This window comes from Planobispora rosea, assembly GCF_014648175.1.
GTDB classification, from domain to species: Bacteria; Actinomycetota; Actinomycetes; order Streptosporangiales; family Streptosporangiaceae; genus Planobispora; species Planobispora rosea.
Window position 1 is genome coordinate 53,680 of the sequence record NZ_BMQP01000018.1, and the last position, 21,415, is coordinate 75,094.

Here is a 21,415-nt window from a genome sequence, read left to right on the forward strand (position 1 = left end):
AAATTTTCCACCGGCGCCGCGCCGTGCCACCCGGGTCCGCCCAGTGGATATTCGATGGATCCGTCCGCCCGCCTCCCCCTACAGTCACCGCAACGCCGCATCGTCACCGGGAGCAGATATGCGAGTGCACTACCCTCGCACCCCCCACCTGCCCTGGTCCCCCGGAGCGGCCCCGGACGACGTGCGCGCCGGCAGCCTGGCGGGGCTGGCGGGCCGGGAGGTCGTCGTCACCGAGAAGCTCGACGGGGAGAACACGACCCTGTACCCGGACGGCCTGCACGCCCGCTCCCCCGACTCGGCGCACCACCCGTCCCGCGCCTGGATCAAGGCCCTGCACGGCAGGATCGCCCGGTCCATCCCGCCGGGCCGGCGGGTGTGCGGGGAGAACCTCTACGCCCGGCACTCCATCGGGTACCGGGACCTGGACAGCTGGTTCTACGCCTTCTCCGTCTGGGACGGGAGCCACTGCCTGGACTGGGACCGGACCGTGCGCTTCGCCCGGCGGCTGGGCGTCCCGGTCCCGCCGGTGTTGTGGCGCGGCGTCTTCGACGAGCGGGCGCTGCGCGCCCTGCGCCTGGACACGGCGCGGCAGGAGGGGTACGTCGTGCGCACCGTCGAGGGCTTCGACCGGGAGGAGTTCCCCGGCCGGGTGGCCAAGTGGGTGCGCCCGGGGCATGTGCGGACGGACGAGCACTGGATGCTCGCGCCCGTCGTCGAGAACGGCCTGGGCCCGGCCGCCGTCCTGTGGGAGGTCCGCTCCGGGGGAGCGGCGGACGTGCCATCGCTGCTGGCCGCGACCGGGATGTCCGCGGACGACCCGGCCACGGCGGCGATGCCAGGGGGCGCTCCGGCCGCCGAGCATGCCGAGGCGGTCGCGGCCGACGTCTCCGCCCGGCTCGACCTCCTGGAACGTTCCGGGGACGCCCGGCTGGCCGGCGTGCTGGCGGCCCTGTTCCACACGGCGCACCGGGCGTGGCTGGCGCCCCGGCTGGCGGCCCCGCTCGGCGTGCCCCTGGCCCGGCGGATCGCCGACCTCGCCGGGCTCCACGCCCGCCTGCACCTCCCCTTCCCCGACGAGGCGCGCAGGACCGGCCTGGTACGGCTGGCGGCAGCGGCCGACCTGGGTGTCCTGCACGCGGTCGCCGCCGCCGTCCTGACCGGGCGTGACGACGCCGGGGCCGCCCAGGCACGCGAGCAGGTCGCCTGGTCCGAGCTGCACGCCGAAGAGGCCGGGCTGTTCGGCGAGGCCCCCCTGGAGCCGCTGCGCGCGGGACTGCGCCGGGCGCTGCGGGAGCCTCCCGACGTGGCGGACCGGTGCTGGGCCGAGGCCAGGGACGCCTACGCGCTGAGCCGGATCACCACGCCCGAGGGGGCCCTGGCGCTGACCCGGCGCTGGCGGTCCGGCGCCTTCCCCCGGCTGGTCGTCACGGTGGGACCGGCGGGCAGCGGGAAGAGCACCTTCGCCCGGCGCCTGGCGGGCGCCGACGCCGTCATCTCACTCGACGACCTGCGCGAGGCCCGGGGCTCCCGGGCCGACCAGCGGGCCAACCAGGCGGTCCTGCGCGAGGGCCTGGACCGGCTCGACGCTCTCCTGACGGAGGGCAGGGCCGTCGTCTGGGACGCCACGGCCCTGAACCGGCACCAGCGCTCCCTGGTGCACGCGGTCGCCCGCCGCCGTGACGCGCTGACGACGCACGCGGTCATGCTGGTCCCCGGCGACGTCCTGGCCCGGCGCAACCGCGGCCGGGCCCACCCGGTGCCGGAGGAGGTGCTCTCCGCCCAGCTCCGCCGCTTCGTCCCGCCCTATCCCGGGGAGGCGCACCGTACGTGGTACATCGGGGTGGAGGGGGACGTCCGCGACACCGCCGGGACCCTGGACGGCGACGAGGGGGGATGAGCATGCGGACGAGCGAGGAGATCTACCACCGGATCCGCTGGGACCCGCGTTTCGACCCGGCCCGGTTCATCCTGGGGATCAACGTGCGCGGGGCCGCTCCCAAGCGCGTGCCGCTGCCGGTCTTCGTGCCCGGGGGCGACATCCCCTGGCACCGGATCCTGTTCGTCGAGGCGGACGGCGAGGTCGTCTGGGACCGGGCGACGGGTCTGGACCGCATCGACGCGACGCGGGCCGGGCGGGTGCGGGAGCCGCGCAGGCTCCGGGCGCCGTTCTTCACCGCGAGCACGCCGTTCGCCTGGGACCCGGTCGCGGGCTGGCGGCCGGCGCAGGCCGTACCGGCCGGGCGGGCGCCGGCGGCCGGTGCCCGGCTGCGCGTGCTGACCTGGAACACCCTGTGGGACCGCTACGACAGCGACCGCATCTCCACCGCCCGGCGCAGGCCGCTGCTGCTGGAGGCCCTCGAGCGGGCCGACGCCGACGTCATCGCTCTGCAGGAGGTCGAGACCGGGCTGCTGGAGGCGCTGCTGCGGGCCCGGTGGGTGCGCTCCGGCTACACGCTGGGCACCGACCCGGCGGGCCGCGACGTCGACGACAGCGGGCTGCTCCTGCTCAGCCGCCTGCCCGTGCGGGAGGCGGGCCACCACGTCCTCGGCCCGCACAAGGCCGTCACGGCGGTCACGGTCGAGTCCGCCGCCGGACCGGTCGTGGTGGCCGCCACGCATCTCACCAGCGACCACACCGACGACGGCCCGGCCCGCCGCGAGGCCGAGCTGACCCGGCTCGCCGAGGTGCTGGCCTCCGTGGACGGCGAGGTGATCCTGCTGGGCGACCTCAACGACGGCGGGAGCGGGCCCGCCCGGGTCCTCGGGCTGCGCGACGCCTGGACGGAGGTGCACGGGCCCGGTGACCGGACGCCCACCTTCGACCCGCGGGCCAATCCGCTGGCGGCGCTCTCCTCGTTGTCCGGGCGCGCCTCCCGGCTCGACCGGGTGCTGCTGCGCGGGACCGGCCTGCGGGCCGGGACGGCGGCCCTGCTGGGGGACTCCCCCGCGACCCCGGACGGCCTGTTCGTCTCCGACCACTACGGCCTCACCGTAGATCTCGCCGCCGACCTCGCCGCCGACCTCGCCGGGGACGGGCACGGGTCCTCCGGCGTCCTCGACGCGCGGCCGACGGCGCGCACGGCGGTGGTCTGGATCCCGCCGGAGGGGTTGTGGCCGGTGATCCAGGAGATCCGCCGGGAGCACGACCCCGGGGTCCGCAGGTGGCCGCCGCACGTCACCGTGATGTTCGGGTTCGTCCCGGAGTCCCGCTTCGAGGAGGCGGTGCCGCTCCTGGCCGCCGCCGCGGCCGAGACCGCACCGTTCACCGCCCGGCTCGACGGCGTCCAGGCCTTCCCGCACCGGGACGGCTTCACCGTCTGGCTCGATCCGGCCGCGGCCGGTCCGGAGCCGTGGGCCGGGCTGCGCGGTGCGCTGGAGCGCCGCTTCCCCGGCTGCCGGGGCCGTTCCGGGGGCTACACCCCGCACCTGACCCTGGGCCGGACGCGGGACCCCGAACGGCTCACCGCCGATGCCGGGGTACGGCTCGGCGCGCTGTCCGCGCGCGTCGGCGAGCTGGTCCTGCTGTCACGCCGGGGGGAGGAACCCATGCGGCCCCGGGCCGCCGTCGCCCTGGGGACGGGCGAGGTGCGCTGGCTGGACCAGGAGACGGGCGGGGCGGAGGGCGAGGCGCGGGCGGACGGTGAGACGGGCGGAGTGGACGGTGCGGCGCGGGCGGACGAGGTCCGGGCCCAGGAGGTCGTGGGACGGCTGCGGGACGCGCTGGGCGAGGGGGTCGTGCATGTGACCGGGTCGCGGCGGCTGGGCTGTGCGCCGCCCGGCGCGGATCTGGACCTGGTCGCGGTGCTGCCGGGGGCGCCGGATCCCGCCGCCGTCGGGGCACGGGTGCGGGCGGCGCTGCCGGAGGTGACCATGATGCGCCGCGTGACCGGCGCCCGGGTGCCCGGCCTGCGGCTGCGGCTCGCCGGGCGGGAACCGGGGGCCGCCCCGGGCGGCGTCCCCGGCACGGGGCTGGACGTCGATCTGGTCGTCGTCGCCGCCGGGGAGATCGCCCCCGCCGAGGCGGTGCCGCGCCGTGCCGAGCTGGGCGAGGCCGCCGCGATCGCGCTGAGCGCGGTCAGCGACGCCGGCGCGGTGCTCGCCGCAGCCGGTGCGAGCCGTACCGCCTTCACCGGGCTGGCCCGGCGGGTGAAGGCGTGGGCGCGGGCGCGGGGACTGGACTCGGCCCCGTTCGGCGGACTGCCCGGCCTGGCCTGGACCGTCCTGGCGGCCCGGACGGTGCGGGAGGCCGGGGACCTGCCCCCCGACGAGCTGCTGCGGCGCTTCTTCGGCACCTGGGCCGCATGGGACTGGAGCCGTCCTGCCGGGCTCTGGCCGGACGATGTCCTGCGGGACTCTCCCTCCCGGGACGCTCTCTCCCCGGATGCGGACGGCGGTTCCGGCGCGGCCGTGCGGATCCTGACCCCGACGGCCCCGGTCCGTCTCTGCAGCGAGCAGGTCGGCGCGGGCTGGAGGGACCTCCTGACGCAGGAGCTCTACGCCTGCTGGGAGGCTCTCGACGCGGCGGCGGGGAGCGGCCGGGACCCCTGGCCCGCCCTGGTGTCGCCGCCGCCGATGCATCGCCGGCACGCGGCGTGGGCGGTCGTCACCGTCCGGGCCGGACGGGATGAGGAGTTCGACGTGACGCTGGGCCGCGTCCGGGGCCGGGTGCGCGCGCTGCTCACCTCCCTGGAGCGTGCGGGAGTGCCGGACGCGCACGCGTGGCCCCGGCCGTTCGAGATCGGGCCGGATCTGGCGCGGTTCGCGATAGGGCTCGGCCGCACGCCCCCGGACGCGGCCGGGCTCGCCGCGGTCGCCGCTCCGTGGGCCGCGGGCCTGCGCGGGGCCGGTGTCGCGTGGGCCGAGGGCGGCGAGGTGCCGACATTGCGCTGATCACGGCCGCTCTCCCGTCCCGCGCGCCGGTGGCCGGACCCGTGCCGTACGGCGGGCGGAAGCGTGGCCGTACGGTGTGCGGATCACCGGAACGGGCGCCGGATCCCGCACGGGAAAGGACCGGTGCGGACCCGTCCGCCACACCGGCAACGCGGGAAGTGGAATAAGCACCCCCCAACGTCCGTTAGAGTCATCGTGCCGATGTGGTTTGTGTCCCCCGGGCCGCAAATTACCGCCTTCACGGAATACCGTTCGGCTGGAGCCGTGTTGTGCCTCTCGCCGAGGAGGCGACCGCCACATCGGCCCTAAACGTTTCCGGCCCCGTGAGCGCTCCGCGCTGACGGGGCCGTCCCCGTTCCGGGGCCCGCCGTCCCCCGGCCGGGCCGCCGCGCAGGTCCCTCCAGGCTTTGGAGGAGCCCTACAAACACCCGGATCGTGCTTGTCGATTCCCCACACCCGCAGGCCGTGTGATCACCGCCTAATGTGGTGACCCCGCCCTGTGAGGAGAGTCCGTGCTCTATCGCCTGACCAAGATCGTCAGCGCTCCCTTCCTCCACCTGCTGTGGCCGACGGACGCCACCGGTGTCGAGCACGTACCCGCCTCGGGCCCGGCCATCCTGGCCTCCAACCACCTGTCGGTCCTCGACTCGACCTTCCTGCCGCTGGTCCTCCCCCGCCAGGTGCGCTTCGTCGCCAAGGCCGAGTACTTCACCGGCAACCCCGTCACCGCGGCGTGGATGCGGGCCACCGGGCAGATCCCCATCGACCGGCAGAGTCCCACCGCCGCCCAGGACATGCTCGACGCCGCCGCCCGGGTGCTCGCGGAGGGCGGGCTGTTCGGCATCTATCCGGAGGGCACCCGCTCCCCCGACGGCCGGCTGTACCGCGGCAAGGTCGGCGTCGCCTGGCTGGCCCTGGCGACCAAGGCGCCGGTGGTCCCGGTCGCCATGTCCGGCACCGACAAGGTGCTGCCGATCGGCGCCTCGCGGCCGAGACTGGGCCGCGTCGGGGTGCGGATCGGCGAGCCGATGACCTTCACGGGCTCGGAGACCAGCGCCCGCGACCGGCGCCGGGTGGCCGACGAGATCATGGTGGCGATCCAGAAGCTCTCCGGCCAGGAGTACGTGCCCAGCTACGCGCCCAGCCGCGCCCAGGGCGTCTGACCCCCGCACGACGCGTGCCGGGTGGCCCGCCGGACGACGCACGGCAGGCGACCCGCCGGGTGCCGTCGCGGAGCGTGGCGGGCCGGCCGGGTCGGGTGACCGGTCCGACGCGCCCTGGTGCGTCCGGTGGATCTTGGCCTACGCTGCAGAACTCGGGCGGACGCCCGCGGGGTCCCCCGATGGCCGGGCCACGGCCGGAGCGGCGGGCCGCGCGACGCGTCCGCGCAACCGGACGATCTGGGGGTGGACGGGGTGCCGAGCGGCAGAACGATCGCGATCACGGCCGTGAGCGTCGCACTGGTGGCGGGGGCCGCCGGCGGCGGCGCCTGGTGGTACCTGCACACCCGGGGAACCCCGCAGGAGACCGCGCAGCGCTTCGCCCAGGCCTGGCAGCGCGGCGACCTGGCCGCCATGCGCGCCGAGCTGGGCGCGCCCGACCCCGCCTTCGACCGGACCTACGAGGCCATGCGCGAGGGCTGGGCCGTGGAGGGCACCGCGGTCCGGCTCGGCACCGTACGGGAGACCGGCGACGACACCGCCCAGGCCGCCTACAGCGCCACACTGACGATGAAGAACGTCGGCGAGTGGAGCTACTCCGGGACCATCGACCTGGCGGTCGTCGACCGGCACTGGCGGGTCCGCTGGTCCCCCGAGGCCGTCCATCCCGACCTGGCCGCGGGCTCCTCCTTCGCGTTGAAGGCCAAGTGGCCGGAGCGGGCGGCGATCACCGCCGCCGGCGGGGAGCGCATCGACGGCGCCGACGTGAGCGGCTCGATCCAGCAGCTCGTCGGGTTCCTGGACAAGGCCACCGCCAAGGACGTCAGGAAACTGGGCCCCTCCTACAAGGCGGGTGACGCGATCGGGCGCGGCGGCCTGCAGGAGACCTTCCAGGAACGGCTGGCCGGGACGCCCACCACCGAGATCCAGATCACCGGCGCCGACAAGAAGACCGTCAAGGTCGTCGGCAAGATCGAGGGCGAGAAGGGCGAGCCGCTCCAGACCACTCTGGACCTGCGGGTCCACCAGGCCGCGGTCGGCGCCGTCCGCGACCTGGACAAGACCGCCTCGATGGTCGTGATCAGGCCTTCCACCGGCGAGATCCTCTCGGTGGTCAACAACAGGGGCGGCTTCAACCGCGCCCTGGACGGCAACTACCCGCCCGGCTCCACCTTCAAGGCGATCACCGCCGTCGGGCTGCTGCAGGCCGGGATCGACCCCGGCGAGCGGGTCACCTGTCCCAAGGACGTCAACGTCGGCGGCCTGCCCATCCGCAACTCCAACCACTCGGCCTACGGCTCGGTCACCTTCACCGACTCCTTCGCCCACTCCTGCAACACCACCTTCGCCCCGCTGACCAAGGAGCACCTGGGCGCCGACGAGCTGCTGCGCACGGCGGAGCTGTTCGGCTTCAACAAGCCGCTCGACATCGGCGTCCCGGCGGCCAAGGGGAGCTTCCCCCGGGCCGAGAGCGACGCCGAACTGGCCGCCGAGTCGTTCGGCCAGGGGCGGATCACCGCCAGCCCGCTGCTGATGGCCTCGGTCGCCGCCGCGTTCGCCGACGGCACCTGGCGTCCGCCCACCCTGGTCCCCTCCATCGAGCAGAAGAACCAGCCGCAGGAACTGCCGGAGGGCGTCACGGAGGCGATGCACCGGCTGATGTCGGCGGTGGTCACCAGGGGTACCGCCAAGGACGCGGGACTGCCGCGGGGCACCCGCGGCAAGACCGGAACCGCGGAGTTCGGCCCGGCCGGCGACCTGAAGACCCACGCCTGGTTCATCGGCTACCGCGACGACCTGGCCTTCGCGGTGATCGTCGAGGAGGGCGAGGGCGGCGGCGCGGTCGCCGCCCCGGTGGCGGCGGACTTCCTGCGCGCCCTGGGGTGATCCGCCTCCCGCGGTCCTGGAGGTGATCCGCCTCCCCGCGCGCTCCGGGGTGATCCACCTTCCCGCGCGCTCCGGGGTGATCCGCGTCGCCGGCCGTCGAGGATCTCCTCCGCCGCGTCGGCCTCCGTCCCCGGGTTTCGCCGGCGACGGACGGTTAACCTCCCGGCACCGGGGGAAGGCGGTCGTCTCCGGGGACGACCGCACGCGCGAGGAGGATGCGACCATGAGCCGGCCGTACACATACCGATCGGGTGGAACCCGGCTGTCGCCCGCGACGGGCTCCGACCAGACGCTGGTCGGCTCCTACGACAGCTACGCCGGTGCCGAGCGCGCGGTGGACTACCTGTCGGACAAGCGCTTCCCGGTCGAGCGCCTCACCGTCGTCGGGCGCGGGCTCGACAGCGTCGAGCCCGTCACCGGCCGGTTGACCCCGGGCCGGGCGGCGGTGCAGTCGGCGCTCCCGGGCGCGGTGGCCGGTGCGCTGTTCGGATGGTTGTCCGGCGTGCTCGGCTGGGTCAGCCCGCTGATCTCCGGTCCGCTGCTGGTCCTGTACGGGGCCGTCCTCGGCGCGCTCATCGGCGCGGTCGTCGGCGCGCTGCTCGGCCTGGCCGGGCACGCGGTCACCGGTGGCCGGCGGGACTCCGGGCCGGTCGCCGGGGTCCGGGCCGACAGCTATGACGTGCTGGCCGACGTCGACGTCGCCGAGCAGGTCGCGCAACTGCTGGAGGCGCCGAACGCTCCCGGCCGGGGCCGGCTCAGCGGTCAGACTCCGTGACGCGGCCTCTCCGGGGGGCGCGGCCGCTCCTGCGCTGTGGCGCCGCCGCTTCGGAGAGGCGCGGCGGAGGAGGCACGGCTCCCGTGCCCCGGGCGGACCGTCACAGCGGGAACGCCGCCGCCTCGTGCCGCAGGACCAGGACGAGCAGCGTCGCGATCAGGGTCGCGATGACCAGCCAGCTGATCATGATGATGATCGTCGAGCGTCGCGGGCGCCTGCGCGAGGGCGGCTCCTGATCCCTGGCCTCCCGCCTGCGGCGGCCGTCCTCACGGCGCCGGGCGCGCTCGTTGAACGAGTCCAGCCGCGCGGCCAGCCGCGGATCCTCATCGATGAGGTGACGCTCGATCTGCAGCAGCATTCGCTCCTCGTCTTGCGACCAGGCCATGCCGCACCTCCCCGGAACGCAAGGCGTGTGCCGACGTTCTGCCCAATCGTAAAGATCATTATCCTTTCCGAGGGCTGCGATTTACCTCTTCTTTCCCCGGCCGCCACCCGCCCCGAAAACACCCGCCGGCCGTCTTCTGGACGACGGGTGATTGATGTCCGCAAAGGGTATTAACGGCCTCGATGTATCCGATCGGGCACATCGCCACACGACGTTCAACGGGGGAAACGTGACAGAGAAGAAGAAACCCGCCAAGGCCTCAGGCAAGCAGAAGAAGGCCGCGATCAAGGCCACCCGCCAGGCCAAACAGGCCAAACAGGCCAGGCGTTCCGACGCCGAAGAGTGACGGCCCCGGGTGACGACACCCGGTGATCGCCCGGCGGCGCCCCGGACCGGTACCCCGGCCGCGGCCGGGGTACCGTCGCGACCAGCCGGCCGCCGTCACGGTCAGCCGGCCGCCGTCACGCCCGCCCGTCCATGGAGTGGACCGCCCATCACGGAGTGAGACGATGTCCGCCTACGTGCGATTCCCAACGATCTTCGGTGACGTGGTCGTCTTCGCCGCCGAGGACGACCTGTGGATGGTGCCCGCCGCCGGCGGGCGGGCCTTCCGGCTCACCGCCGGGGTCGCCGAGGCGGGCTACCCCCGGCTCTCTCCGCGCGGTGACCAGCTCGCATTCGCCGGCCGGGAGGAGGGCCCGGAAGAGGTCTACGTCATGCCCGCCGACGGCGGCTCGGCCCGCCGCATCACCTACCACGGGGGCCGGTCCACGGTCGCCGGCTGGGACCCCGACGGCGCGATCGTCTACGCCAGTGACGAGGGCCAGCCGTTCGACGGCCACAAATGGCTGCACCGGGTCCTGCCGCACGACGTCGGCGTCCCCGAGCGCCTGCCGTACGGCCCGGCCAACTCGATCTCCTACGGCCCGCGGATCGTGCTCGGCCGCAACACCGCCGACCCGGCACGCTGGAAGCGCTACCGCGGCGGCACCGTCGGCGACCTGTGGATCGGCGTCGGAGCGGACGGCTTCCGGCGGCTGATCGCGCTGCCCGGCAACCTCGCCTCCCCCTGCTGGGCCGGGGACCGCGTCTACTTCATCTCCGACCACGAGGGCGTCGGCAACGTCTACTCCTGCACCGCCGACGGCACCGACCTGCGCCGCCACTCCCACCATGACGGCTACTACGCCCGCAACCTGTCCGGCGACGGCCGCAGGCTGGTCTACCACGCCGGCGGCGAGCTCTACCTCGTCGAGGACGGCGAGTCCCACCACGTCGAGGTCACCTTGCGCAGCTCCCGCACCCAGCGCAACCGCCGGTTCGTCCCGGCCGCCGACTTCCTCGACAGCGCCACCCTCAGCCCCGACGGCAGCAGTCTGGCGATCACCACGCGGGGCAAGGCGTTCTCCTTCCCCGCCTGGGAGGGCTCCGTCCGCCAGCACGGCGCCGCCTCCGGCGTCCGCTACCGGTTGCTGACCTGGCTCAACGACGGGGAACGGCTGATCAGCGCGGCCAGCGACGACGGCGATCGCGAGGTCCTGACCGTGCTCACCGCCGACGGCAGCGCCCCGCCCGTCCGGCTCGACCACCTCGACACCGGGCGGATCGCCTCGCTGGAGATCTCTCCCACGGCCGACCTGATCGCCGCCACCAACCACCGCAACCAGCTGCTCACCGTCGACCTGAGCGCCGAGCCGGCCGTTCTGACGGTGATCGAGTCCAACCGGTTCGGCGCGGTCGAGGACGTCACCTGGTCGCCCGACGGCCGCTGGCTCGCCTACGCCTGCCACGACACCGCGCAGACCATGGCGATCAAGCTGTACCGGGTGGAGACCGGCGAGGCGTTCCCCGCCACCCGCCCCGTGCTCTGGGACACCTGCCCCGCCTTCGACCCGGCCGGCAGGTACCTCTACTTCATCGGCCAGCGCGTCTTCAACCCCGTCTACGACGAGCTCCAGTTCGCCCTGGGCTTCCCGCTCGGCTCGCGCCCCTACGCCGTCGCGCTGCGCGCCGACGCCGCCTCCCCGTTCGTCCCCGAGCCCCGCCCGCTCAAGAGCGACGGCGACGACGAGGAGGACGAGGAGGTCGAGTTCGTCATCGACACCGACGGCATCCAGGACCGCCTGGTCGTCTTCCCCCTCCCCGAGTGCCGCTACGAGGCCGTCGCCGCCGTCAAGGGCAAGGCGATCTACCTGACCTTCCCGGTCGAGGGCGCCCTCGGCGACGAGTACGCCGAGTTCTCCGACGGCACCCTGCACGCCTACGACTTCGCCAAGCAGAAGCAGGAGGTCCTGGCCACCGACGTCTCCGAGTTCGGGCTCAGCCGCGACGGCAGCACCATGCTCTACCGGTCCGGGAACCGGCTGCGAGTGATCAAGGCGGGTGAGGAGCCCGACGACGACGGCGACGCGCCGAGCCGCTCCAGCGGCTGGATCGACCTGTCCCGGGTGAAGGTCTCGGTCTGCCCGGAAGCCGAGTGGCGGCAGATGTTCCGCGAGGCCTGGCGGCTGCAGCGGGAGAACTTCTGGACCGAGGACATGGCCGGCATCGACTGGGACGGCGTCTACGAGCGCTACCTGCCCCTGGTGGACAAGGTCACGACCCGGGGGGAGTTCTCCGACCTGCTGTGGGAGCTGCTCGGGGAACTCGGCACCTCCCACGCCTACGAGAGCGGCGGCGCCTACCGGGCCCGCCCGCACTACCGTCAGGGCAAGCTGGGCGCCGACCTGTCCTTCGAGGGCGGCGTCTACACGATCCGGCACATCGTCGACGGCGACCGCTGGGATCCCGAGTGCACCTCGCCGCTCAACCGGCTCGGGGTGGACGTCCGGCCCGGCGACACCATCCTGGCCGTCAACGGCCAGCCCGTCGGCCCGTCCGTCAGCCCTGGCGAGCTCCTGGTCAACCAGGCCGACCAGGAGGTCCAGCTCACCATCGGCCGCGACGGAGAGAAGCGGACCGTCGTCGTACGGGCGATCTCCGACGAGCGGCCGGGCCGCTACCGCGACTGGGTGCGCCGCAACCGTGCCCGCTGCCACGAGCGCAGCGACGGCCGGATCGGCTACTTGCACATCCCCGACATGGGGCCGGAGGGCTACGCCGAGTTCCACCGCGGGTTCCTGACTGAGTACGACCGCGAGGGCCTCGTCGTCGACGTGCGCTTCAACGGCGGCGGCCACGTCTCCTCGCTGCTGCTGGAGAAACTCTCCCGGCGCCGCCTGGGCTACAACTTCCCCCGCTGGGGCACGCCCGAGCCCTACCCCGGCGAGTCGCCCCGCGGCCCGATGGTCGCCATCACCAACGAGTGGGCCGGTTCCGACGGCGACATCTTCAGCCACACCTTCAAGCTGCTGGGCCTGGGCCCGCTGATCGGCAAGCGCACCTGGGGCGGCGTGATCGGGATCTGGCCCCGCCACCAGCTGGCAGACGGGACCGTCACCACCCAGCCGGAGTTCTCCTTCGCCTTCGACGACGTGGGCTGGAAGGTGGAGAACTACGGCACCGACCCCGACATCGAGGTGGACATCACCCCGCAGGACTACGCCAGGGGCGTCGACGCCCAGCTGGAGAAGGCGATCGACGTCGCCCTGGAACGCCTGGCGACGCATCCGCCGCACACACCCGACCTCGCCGACCGGCCCCGCGTCTCGGTGCCCACCCTGCCGCCGAGCTGAGCGCCGGACGATCCCGGCCGTCCGGGACGGTTTCCGCACCCGGGACGACCTCGGCGTCCGGGGCGGCTTCCGTACCCGGGACGGCTTCCGTGACCGGGGCGGCTTCCGTGACCGGGACGGCGACCAAAGTAGGTGCCGGCGTCGACCTCCGCACGAAGCGGCGCGGCCCTCACGGCTGCCAGGCTGTTCCTCCATGAGAACGGTTACGAACGCCCGCCGGGACCGGCCCAGGGCCGGGGCGGCGGCGATGCTGCGCCCGCCGCGCGAGCAGATGGACCGGCGGGCGGTCCCGGTGTGGACCATCGAGCTGCTGTTCCTGACCGTGCCCGTGGTGGCCGCGGCCGTGGCCGCCTACTGGGTCTTCACCTCCCGTCCGGTGTGGCTCGGCGTCCTGACCGCCGGTTTCGCCCTCCTCCTCCTGGGGCTCGCCGTCGCCGCCCCGCGCGCCTACCACCGGCTGAACCGGTGGGAGGTGACCGGCGAGGCGGTCTACACCCGCACGGGCTGGTTCACCCACGTCTGGCGGGTGGCCCCGATGTCGCGCATCCAGACGGTCGACACCGAGCGGGGGCCGGTGAAGCGGCTGTTCGGGCTGGCCGACGTGACGGTGACCACGGCCTCGGCGGCGGGGGCGATCAAGATCGAGGCGCTGGACCACGAGCTGGCCGCCGAGCTGGTGGAGCGGCTGACCGCGATGACCCAGGCCACGCCGGGTGATGCGACGTGACGGCCTGGCGGTCCCTGCACCCGCGGAGCCTGGCCGCCTCGGCGGTGATGTCGACGACGATCGTGGTTCCCGTCGTGGCCGTCCTCATCAGGGCACTGCCCGGCGACTGGCCGGTTGCGGCCCGCACCGGCGTGATCGCGGGCGCGGCGGTGCTCGTCGTGGCGGGGGTGCTGGTCTTCGACCTGGCACGGCTGCGCACCACGGCCTGGCGGCTCACCGACGAACGGCTGGAACTGCGCTCGGGAATCGCCTTCCGCACGCACCGTTCCGTCCCCCGCGACAGGGTGCGCAGCGTCGATCTCACGGCCGATCCCGTACGGCGCCTACTCGGCCTGGCAGTCGTCAAGATCGGCACGGGCGAGCACGCCTCCGGTGAGCGCACGACGCTGACCCTCGATCCCCTGTCCCGGAGAGAGGCCGAGGAACTGCGCGGCGTCCTGCTGCGGGGCAGCGGGGAGGAGCCCGGCGACGCCCCGTCCCGCGACGTCCCCCTCGCCGAGCTGGACTGGTCGTGGCTCAGGCTCGCGCCGCTGACCGTGTGGACCGCCGCGGGCGGCGTACTGATCATGGGAATCGCCTACAAGCCGCTGGACGCGCTCGGCGTCGACCTGGTCGAGTCGGGCGCCGCCGCGGAGCTGTGGGACTGGGTCACCACCCGCCCGTGGTTCGCGGTCCCGCTCCTCCTGGCGGTCAACGTCCTGGCCGGGCTGGCCGGCGCGGTGGCGACGTTCGCCACCGCCTGGGGACGCTACCGGCTGGAACGGGAGCCCGGCCGGCTGCGGCTGAGCAGGGGCCTGCTCACCACCCGCTCACTGACGCTGGAGGAGCGCCGGCTGCGCGGGGTGGAGCTCACCGAACCCCTCCTGCTCCGGCTCGGCGGCGGCGCGCGGGTCAAGGCGGTGGCCACCGGGCTGCGGAAGAAGGAGGAGAACGAGGCCGACGACGTCGCCATGCTCACTCCCCCGATGCCGCGCGAGGCGGCCGGACGGGTGGCGGAGCAGGTCACCGGGGCCGCGACCCCGGGCCTGCTCTCCTCCCCGGCTCCGGGTCCGCCCTCCCACCCGCGCCCCGGCCTGCGCCCGCACCCCCGGGCCGCCATGACCAGGCGGCTGCGGGCGACGGTCCTGTCCACCGCGTTCCTGGCGGCGGTGACGGCGGCGGCGGCCTGGTCGTGGTCCTGGCCGTCCCCCTGGGCCTGGTCGTGGACGCTGCCGGTGCTCGCCCTGCCCTTCACGCTGTGGCTGGCGGTGGACGCCGCACGGGGACTCGGCCACGCGCTGGGCGAGCGGCACCTGGTGACACGCGCGGGTTCGGTCGCGCGGCGCACCGTCGCGCTCGACCGCGGCGGCATCGTCGGCTGGACCGTCAGCGAGTCGTACTTCCAGCGGAGACTCGGCCTCATCACGGTCTCGGCGACGACGGCGGCGGGCGACGGCCACTACGACGTGCTGGACGCGGGCACGGAGGACGGCCTGGGCCTGGCGGCGCGGGCCGTACCGGATCTGCTCGGCCCCTTCCTCCGCACGCCCGGGCCCGGAACGCCCGCTCCCGGGACGCCTGCCTCCGCAACCCCCGGCCTCGCAACGACCGAGGCGGGAACGCCCGTGTCCGGGGCCCGGCTCACCCGTCTCCCGGATCCGCGTACCCCGCCAGCCGGGCGGCCAGTGCCCTGACCTCCGCGCGCAGGCCGTCCGGCTCCAGCACGGTGAAGGGCCAGCCCAGTCCGGCCAGCATCTGCGCCATCCCGTCCAGCCGCTCGGCCCGCGCCGTCAGCAGCACCCCGCCGGGGTCCTCGGCCAGCGTGGCGGTCTCGGCCGGGATCCGGCGGCGCGCCCGCTCCAGCGTGGTCTCCAGCAGCACCCGCACCTCGTGACGGTACGGAACCGCCGACAACGACCGCGCCACGTGCTCCGCCGCGTCGAAGCCCTCCGGCGGGGTGAAGGCCCGCCCGGTCCGGGCGGCCTCCGCCACCCGGTCCACCCGGAAGGTGCGGACCTCCCCGCTGCGGTGGTCGAGCCCGGTGACGTACCAGCGGCCCGAGTGGAAGACGATGCCGTACGGGTCCAGGTCCCGTTCCGAGGGCTCCCCCCTCCAGGACCGGTAGGCCAGCCGTACCGTACGCCGCCTGCGGACGGCGTCGGCCAGCGCCAGCAGCGGTCCCGCCCGGGGCGTGCTCGCCGCCGCCGGGGCGCGGGTGTGCTCCAGCGTCCGCGTGACCGCCTCGACCCGCTCGCGCAGCGCCTGCGGCAGCACGCGCTGGATCTTCGCCAGCGCGCTCCCGGTGGCCGTCTCCCCCACCGCCAGTCCGGTCCGCTGACCGGCCAGCAGCCCCAGCAGCACGGCCGTCGCCTCGTCGTCGGTGAACATCAGCGGCGGCAGCTTGTAGCCCGGCAGCAGCCGGTAGCCGCCGTACCGGCCCCGTTCGGCCTCCACCGGCACGCCGAGCTCGTTCAGCTTCACCGCGTAGCGGCGCACGGTGCGCTCGTCGACCTCCAGCCGTTCGGCCAGCTCCGGCCCGGTCAGGCCGGGACTGGCCTGGAGCAACTCCAGCAATGCGAGTACGCGGACGACTGTCATGAAAATCCCTGAGAAATCCGGACCGGAACTGCCCGGATTCGATCATACGGTGGAACCACAGCGAGAACGACGAGCGGAAACGCCGTGAGGAGAGAGCATGAACGAGCACGCCGACGGGACCGTCCAGCCGCACGCGAAGGGCACCTACGTCCTGGTCCCCGGTTTCTGGCTCGGCGGCTGGGCGTGGGAGAAGGTCACCTCTCACCTGCGCGCAGCCGGCCACGACGTCCACCCCGTCAACCTCACCGGGCTCGGCGACCGGGCGCACCTGGCCACCCCGGAGACCGACCTGGAGACCCACATCCAGGACATCGTCAACACCGTCGTCTACGCCGACCTGCACGACGTCATCCTCGTCGGGCACAGCGGCGGCGGGGCGCCCGTCACCGGCGCGGCCGACCGCATCCCCGAGCGCATCGCCCGCGTGGTCTACCTCGACAGCGGCCCGCTCGCCGACGGCATGACCCAGATGGACATGAACGAGCCCGAGTGGAACGCCTTCGTCGAGGAGCGCGTCGCCGGACCGGGTGGCGGCACCGGCTATCCGCTGATCTCCTGGGAGGAGCAGGAACGGGCGGGAGCCAGCCTGGAGGGTCTGGGCGAGGCCGAGCGGGAGTGGTTCGCCTCCCGTGCGACGCCGCAGCCGTACCGGACCATGACCCAGCCGCTGCGGCTCACCGGTGGCGCGGACAAGCTTCCCAAGACGCTCATCACCTGCTCCTTCCCGCTGGAGCAGGTCCACGCGATGATCGAGGCGGGGCATCCGTTCTTCGCCGCGCTGGCCGGCCCGGAGTGGAGCTTCGCGGCGGTGCCCACCGGCCACTGGCCGATGTTCTCCGAGCCGGAGCGGACCGCCGCCGCCCTCACCGCCCTGGCGGAGTAGCCGGTCCGCCGCCGGTCAGCCGAGGCCGGCGAGCTTGCGCTCCAGCACCGTCCGCTCGCGCTCGTTGCCGCACAGCCGTACGGCGCGCTCCAGCTCGGCGCGCGCCTCACCGGCGCGCCCCAGACGGGCGAGCAACTCCCCGCGGACGCTCGGCAGCAGGTGCGAGTCCGGCAGCGCCCCGGCGTCCGCCAGCTCGTCCACGATCGGCAGCGCCGCGGCCGGTCCCCGCGCCATGGAGACCGCCACCGCCCGGTTGAGGTCGATCACCGGTGACGGCGCGAGCCGGCCGAGCGCCTCGTAGATGAGCACGATGCGTTCCCAGTCCGTCGCCTCGACCGACGGGGCGACGGCATGGCATTCGGCGATCGCCGCCTGCAGGCCGTAGGCGCCCAGGCCCCGGCCGGCCTTCTCGGCTCGGGCCAGGGCGGCCTGTCCCCGGCGGATCGCGGCGCGGTCCCAGCGGCGGCGGTCCTGGCGCTCCAGCAGCACCGGCTCACCGTCCGGGCCGGTACGGGCGGGGAAGCGCGCCGCGGTCAGTTCGAGCAGCGCCAGCAGGCCGTGGACCTCGGGCTCCTCCGGCATCAGCCGGCTCAGCACCCGCGCGAGACGCTGGGCCTCGCTGGCGAGGTCGAGCCGGATCAGATCGTCACCGGAGCTGGCCGAGGACCCTTCGGTGAAGATCAGGTAGATCACGTTGAGCACTGAGCCGAGCCGTTTGATCCGCTCCTCGGCCGGCGGCACCTCGAACGGCACCCGGGCCGCCCCCAGGGTCTTCTTCGCCCGCGTGATGCGGGCCTGCACGGTGGCGGTCGGCACGAGGAACGCCTTGGCGATCTCGTCGCTCGTCAGACCGCCGACCACCCGCAGGGTGAGCGCCACCCTCGCCTCCCGCGGCAGCACGGGGTGGCAGGAGACGAACATCAACGCGAGCACGTCGTCGTCGATCTGGTCCGGATCCCACAGCACGTCCTCGCCCTCACGGGCGGGACCGGCGGGGGCGCCCCCCGAGACGACGCCGCCCTCGCCCAGGCCGTGGGCGAGGGCGGCGTACCTCTCGTCGAGGGCGGAGCGCCGGCGGAACGCGTCGATGGCACGGCGCCGGCCGACGGTCAGCAGCCATCCCGCCGGGTTGTGCGGGACGCCCTCGCGCGGCCAGTTCACGAGCGCCTCGGCCAGCGCCTCCTGGGCCAGGTCCTCGGCCAGTGCGAAGTCCCCGGTGTACCGCGCGAGCGCACCGACGATCCGCGCGGAATCGATCCGCCAGACGGCGGCGACGGCCTCGCGGCCGGTGTGGTCGGCCATGCCCGGTCAGCCTCCGTCGGTTCCCGTCGGTCCGCTCAGAGCTGGCCGGTGGCCTCGCGCCACGCCCGCTCCTTCTGGATCCACTCGTTGTCCTGCGGGAACTCGTCGATCGTGGGGATCCGGCGGATCTCGGTCTTGAAGCCCGGACCGGTGAGCGGCGCCCGCTTGGCCCACTCGACGGCCTCCTCCTTCGAGGACACGTTGAGGATGTAGAACCCGTTGAACAGTTCCTTGGTCTCACCGTACGGGCCGTCGGTGACCACAGGCGGCTCGGAGGAGTAGTCCACGACGACACTCTCCGAGGGGTCCTCCAGCCCCTCCGCGGCGACCAGCACACCGGCCCGGATCAGCTCGTCGTTGAACCTGCCGACGGTCTCGAGCATCTTGCCGAAGTCGACGTCCGCCATCCCCGCGAGGGCCTCGTCGGTGGCGCGCCAGATCAGCATGTACTTCATGATCTCTGTCTCCTGGACTGTCCGGGCCCGTCTCCCGGGCCCTCTCATCCCTAGGTCGAACGGGAGCGGCGCGGATCAACACGACCGCCGATTCTTTTTTCGAGGATCTCCGGCAGCGTAGTTGATCGTGTTTTCGTCCCTCACCTTCACCGACGGTCCCGCGGGCGACCGGGTGCGGCGGTGGCTGCGGGACAGCGGCGTCGACGTCGCGGAGGCCACCGCGGCGGGGCGGCTGGACATCCGGTCGGCCGACGACGGCTGCCTGGTGTCCGGCCGGTTCGATCCCGACGCGATGATCACTGCGCTGCGGGATGAGATCGGCCGCAGCCTGTCGGCGGGGTTCGCCGGGTTCCGGGTCGGCGGGGAGATGGGCTGGGATCAGACGACCGGCCTGGTCGCCGACTCGGAGGTCCTCCCCTCATGACGGCCGGTCAGGGCTCCGCCGGCTCCGTGGCGGGCGCGCCGACCCAGTCGTCGACCGCGGCGAAGGTCTGCGCGGCGATCAGCCTCTGACCGTCGGCGTTGGGGTGGAAGTAGTCCCACCGGCTCACGTGGTCCAGCGTGAACCGGTAGCCGAACACGGCGTTGCCGTCGAAGCGGCAGGCCGGGCCGTAGTCGGCGCAGACCCGGGCCAGGGCCGCGTTGTAGGCGGCCACCCGGGCGCGCACCCGGTCCCGGCGGGCCCGGTCGGCCTCGGTCGTGGAGGTGGGCCTGGCCAGCATGGTCGGGCAGATCCGGGCGACCGACCAGAACCCGCGCGCGATCGGATCGTCCTTGCCCACCTGCCACAGCCGCTTGATGTCGGGAATGCTGGCCACGAACACCCGTCCGGCGGGCCGCCCCTGGCGGAACAGCCGGAGTGCCTCGGCCACCCGCCGCTGGTAGACCTCGACCGGCGTCATCCTCCGCTCCTCCGGCACGCAGGCGTCCTGGGCGCCGATCAGGATCGTCACGTAGTCGGCCCGCCGCGCGACCGCCTGCCGCATCTGACCTGCCAGATTGGCGCTCGTCGCCCCGGGGACGGCGAGATTGACGTTGTTGCCCTCGATGGCCCCGTCCGCGGCCCGCAGCCGCAGATAGTGGCTGCGCACGTCGGTATGGTCCCCCGCCGACCAGGAGCGGGAGGTGCAGGAGACGTACCAGCCGCAGGCGTTGAACCCGGCGCTGATCGAGTCTCCCAGCGCCGCCATGACCGCGGGCCGCCACGGCCGCTCGGGGACGGCCGCCGCCGGGCCCGCCGAGACGGCCGTGACAGACAGGAAGGCCGTCACCGTTGTGAGTGTGGTCACAGTCCTGCGGGTCATCGGGCCTCCGGTCATGAGATCACTTCTGGTCTGGATGTATCACCGCAGTACAGAGACGCGCCGAAGGTTGACCAACTGCTTTGGTTTCCTTGACAGCCGTCGGTGCGCATGCTTGCCCAGGGGCGCTTCTCGAACACGTTCAGTTTCCGCATAGAGTGGTGTAGGTGAGAGTCGCGCTCGGATCGACCCGTCCTCTCGTGGCGAAGACCACCCTCGTCGGCGACCCCGGCGACTTGGTCTCACGTCTTCCCGGATCGGCTCCCTACGCCTGGATCAGGCACGGTGAGGGGCTGGTGGCGTGGGGTGAGGCCGCGCGGGTGACGGTGCCCCCGGGCCCCGGGCGCTTCGAGTGGGCCCACGACTGGCTCTCGGCCACCTTCGGCGAGACCGACGTCGAGGACGAGGTGCGCGCACCCGGCTCCGGCCCGGTCGCCTTCGGTTCCTTCACCTTCGACCCGGCCTCCCCCGGCTCCGTGCTCGTCGTCCCCCGGGCCGTCCTCGTCCGCCGCGACGGCCAGGCATGGCTGACCACCGTCGGCGAGGATCTCCTCGACCCGGTCCTCCCGTTCGACGACCCCGGCAGGATCCGCTACGGCGACGGCAGCCTGACCGCCCCCGAGTGGGAGCACGCGGTGGCCCGCGCCGTACGGCTGATCCGCTCCGGCCGCCTGGCGAAGGCCGTCCTGGCCCGTGACCTGACCGCCGTCGCCGAGCGGCCCATCGACGTCCGGCTGCTCCTGTCCCGCCTGGCCCAGCGTTTCCCCGAGTGCTACACCTTCTCCTGCGCGGGCCTGGTCGGCGCCACCCCGGAGCTGCTGGTCCGCCGGACCGGCGAGACGATCGAGTCCCTGGTCCTGGCCGGGACGGCCCCCCGGGGCACCGACGCCTCCGACGACCTGGCCCGCGGCGCGGCGCTGTTCGCCTCGGAGAAGGACCGGCAGGAGCACGCCTGCGCGGTGGAGTCGGTCCGCGAGGCCCTCACCCCGCTCTGCTCCGAGCTGAAGGTGCCCGAGGAGCCCGAACTGCTCGTGCTCCCCAACGTCCAGCACCTGGCCAGCCCGGTCACCGGCCGTCTGGCCGCCGGCGCCTCGGTGCTGGATGTGGTGGCGGCCATGCATCCCACGGCCGCCGTGGGCGGCACGCCCACGGCCACCGCCCTGGAGGTCATCCGCGAGCTGGAGGGCATGGACCGGGCCGGATACGCCGGGCCGGTCGGCTGGATCGACGCCCGGGGCGACGGCGAGTGGGGCATCGCCCTGCGCTGCGCCCAGATCACCGGCACCCGCGCCCGGCTGTTCGCCGGCTGCGGCATCATGGCCGGCTCCAACCCGGCCTCGGAACTGGCCGAGGCCCAGGCCAAGCTCCGCGTCATGCAGTACGCCCTGGAGGGCTGACG

16 protein-coding genes are annotated in these 21,415 nt (G+C 74.0%); 11 read left to right on the forward strand and 5 right to left on the reverse strand.

The features are described 5' to 3' along the window. Positions 1–118: 118 nt before the first annotated feature. From IEZ08_RS19310 to IEZ08_RS19330, 5 genes are all read left to right on the forward strand, one after another. A complete protein-coding gene (locus tag IEZ08_RS19310) occupies positions 119–1,897 on the forward strand; it encodes an RNA ligase family protein (RefSeq protein ID WP_189242612.1) in 1,779 nt (592 codons plus the stop codon). Next, positions 1,894–4,890: a poly(A) polymerase gene (locus IEZ08_RS19315; RefSeq protein WP_203863456.1), complete on the forward strand. Its 2,997-nt coding sequence runs from the start codon at positions 1,894–1,896 to the stop codon at positions 4,888–4,890. The genes IEZ08_RS19310 and IEZ08_RS19315 overlap by 4 nt, the downstream gene beginning before the upstream one ends. A 512-nt stretch (positions 4,891–5,402) precedes the next feature. Beyond that, complete coding sequence (locus IEZ08_RS19320; protein WP_084780089.1) at positions 5,403–6,053, forward strand: lysophospholipid acyltransferase family protein; 651 nt, start codon at positions 5,403–5,405, stop codon at positions 6,051–6,053. Between the two features lie 243 nt (positions 6,054–6,296). Further along, the gene (locus IEZ08_RS19325) at positions 6,297–7,937 is read left to right on the forward strand and encodes a penicillin-binding transpeptidase domain-containing protein (protein WP_229803285.1); all 1,641 of its coding nucleotides are present in this window, start codon (positions 6,297–6,299) and stop codon (positions 7,935–7,937) included. Positions 7,938–8,160: 223 nt separating this feature from the next. Next, a complete protein-coding gene (locus tag IEZ08_RS19330) occupies positions 8,161–8,712 on the forward strand; it encodes a general stress protein (RefSeq protein ID WP_203863455.1) in 552 nt (183 codons plus the stop codon). A 100-nt stretch (positions 8,713–8,812) separates the two neighbouring features. Here the strand turns inward: IEZ08_RS19330 and IEZ08_RS19335 are convergent, their stop codons facing one another. Beyond that, complete coding sequence (locus IEZ08_RS19335) at positions 8,813–9,097, reverse strand: DUF3040 domain-containing protein (RefSeq protein WP_068923518.1); 285 nt, start codon at positions 9,095–9,097, stop codon at positions 8,813–8,815. Positions 9,098–9,618: 521 nt separating this feature from the next. Between IEZ08_RS19335 and IEZ08_RS19340 the strand changes: the two genes are divergently transcribed. The 3 genes from IEZ08_RS19340 to IEZ08_RS19350 all read left to right on the forward strand — a co-directional run bounded on the left by IEZ08_RS19340 (position 9,619) and on the right by IEZ08_RS19350 (position 15,171). Further along, complete coding sequence (locus IEZ08_RS19340; protein ID WP_229803287.1) at positions 9,619–12,771, forward strand: S41 family peptidase; 3,153 nt, start codon at positions 9,619–9,621, stop codon at positions 12,769–12,771. A gap of 193 nt (positions 12,772–12,964) precedes the next feature. Further along, positions 12,965–13,498 (forward strand): PH domain-containing protein, encoded by a 534-nt coding sequence (locus IEZ08_RS19345; protein WP_229803289.1) that lies wholly within the window; start codon positions 12,965–12,967, stop codon positions 13,496–13,498. After that, entirely contained in the window at positions 13,495–15,171 is a 1,677-nt protein-coding gene (locus IEZ08_RS19350) for a PH domain-containing protein (RefSeq protein WP_189242614.1), read from the forward strand. Before IEZ08_RS19345 ends, IEZ08_RS19350 begins: the two co-directional genes overlap by 4 nt. Here IEZ08_RS19350 and IEZ08_RS19355 read toward each other — a convergent pair. Beyond that, the gene (locus tag IEZ08_RS19355; protein WP_068923514.1) at positions 15,119–16,075 is read right to left on the reverse strand and encodes a helix-turn-helix transcriptional regulator; all 957 of its coding nucleotides are present in this window, start codon (positions 16,073–16,075) and stop codon (positions 15,119–15,121) included. The genes IEZ08_RS19350 and IEZ08_RS19355 overlap by 53 nt on opposite strands. Positions 16,076–16,172: 97 nt before the next feature. On the opposite strand from IEZ08_RS19355, the gene IEZ08_RS19360 reads away from it, so the two are divergent. After that, entirely contained in the window at positions 16,173–16,958 is a 786-nt protein-coding gene (locus IEZ08_RS19360; protein ID WP_189242615.1) for an alpha/beta fold hydrolase, read from the forward strand. Between the two features lie 15 nt (positions 16,959–16,973). Here the strand turns inward: IEZ08_RS19360 and IEZ08_RS19365 are convergent, their stop codons facing one another. Together IEZ08_RS19365 and IEZ08_RS19370 are read right to left on the reverse strand one after the other, a co-directional pair. Then, positions 16,974–18,260, reverse strand: coding sequence for an RNA polymerase sigma factor (locus tag IEZ08_RS19365; RefSeq protein ID WP_068923512.1), 1,287 nt, complete (start codon positions 18,258–18,260; stop codon positions 16,974–16,976). 35 nt (positions 18,261–18,295) lie between these two features. Beyond that, positions 18,296–18,715 carry a YciI family protein gene (locus IEZ08_RS19370; RefSeq protein ID WP_068923511.1) on the reverse strand — a complete coding sequence of 140 codons (420 nt, stop codon included), beginning with the start codon at positions 18,713–18,715 and terminating at the stop codon, positions 18,296–18,298. A 127-nt stretch (positions 18,716–18,842) separates the two neighbouring features. Here IEZ08_RS19370 and IEZ08_RS19375 point away from each other — a divergent pair, with 127 nt between their 5' ends. Beyond that, positions 18,843–19,139 carry an MEDS domain-containing protein gene (locus IEZ08_RS19375; RefSeq protein WP_229803305.1) on the forward strand — a complete coding sequence of 99 codons (297 nt, stop codon included), beginning with the start codon at positions 18,843–18,845 and terminating at the stop codon, positions 19,137–19,139. Between the two features lie 7 nt (positions 19,140–19,146). Here the strand turns inward: IEZ08_RS19375 and IEZ08_RS19380 are convergent, their stop codons facing one another. Then, a complete protein-coding gene (locus IEZ08_RS19380) occupies positions 19,147–19,986 on the reverse strand; it encodes a GDSL-type esterase/lipase family protein (RefSeq protein WP_229803291.1) in 840 nt (279 codons plus the stop codon). Positions 19,987–20,183: 197 nt separating this feature from the next. On the opposite strand from IEZ08_RS19380, the gene IEZ08_RS19385 reads away from it, so the two are divergent. Further along, complete coding sequence (locus IEZ08_RS19385) at positions 20,184–21,413, forward strand: isochorismate synthase (protein ID WP_068923509.1); 1,230 nt, start codon at positions 20,184–20,186, stop codon at positions 21,411–21,413. Positions 21,414–21,415: the final 2 nt, after the last annotated feature.

Excerpts from the sequence above, each read along its gene's own strand:
- IEZ08_RS19310 (WP_189242612.1), top strand. The coding sequence starts at position 119 with ATGCGAGTGCACTACCCTCGCACCCCCCACCTGCCCTGGTCCCCCGGA.
- IEZ08_RS19315 (WP_203863456.1), top strand. The coding sequence starts at position 1,894 with ATGAGCATGCGGACGAGCGAGGAGATCTACCACCGGATCCGCTGGGAC.
- IEZ08_RS19330 (WP_203863455.1), top strand. The coding sequence starts at position 8,161 with ATGAGCCGGCCGTACACATACCGATCGGGTGGAACCCGGCTGTCGCCC.
- IEZ08_RS19335 (WP_068923518.1), bottom strand. The coding sequence starts at position 9,097 with ATGGCCTGGTCGCAAGACGAGGAGCGAATGCTGCTGCAGATCGAGCGT.
- IEZ08_RS19345 (WP_229803289.1), top strand. The coding sequence starts at position 12,965 with ATGAGAACGGTTACGAACGCCCGCCGGGACCGGCCCAGGGCCGGGGCG.
- IEZ08_RS19355 (WP_068923514.1), bottom strand. The coding sequence starts at position 16,075 with ATGACAGTCGTCCGCGTACTCGCATTGCTGGAGTTGCTCCAGGCCAGT.
- IEZ08_RS19360 (WP_189242615.1), top strand. The coding sequence starts at position 16,173 with ATGAACGAGCACGCCGACGGGACCGTCCAGCCGCACGCGAAGGGCACC.
- IEZ08_RS19365 (WP_068923512.1), bottom strand. The coding sequence starts at position 18,260 with ATGGCCGACCACACCGGCCGCGAGGCCGTCGCCGCCGTCTGGCGGATC.
- IEZ08_RS19370 (WP_068923511.1), bottom strand. The coding sequence starts at position 18,715 with ATGAAGTACATGCTGATCTGGCGCGCCACCGACGAGGCCCTCGCGGGG.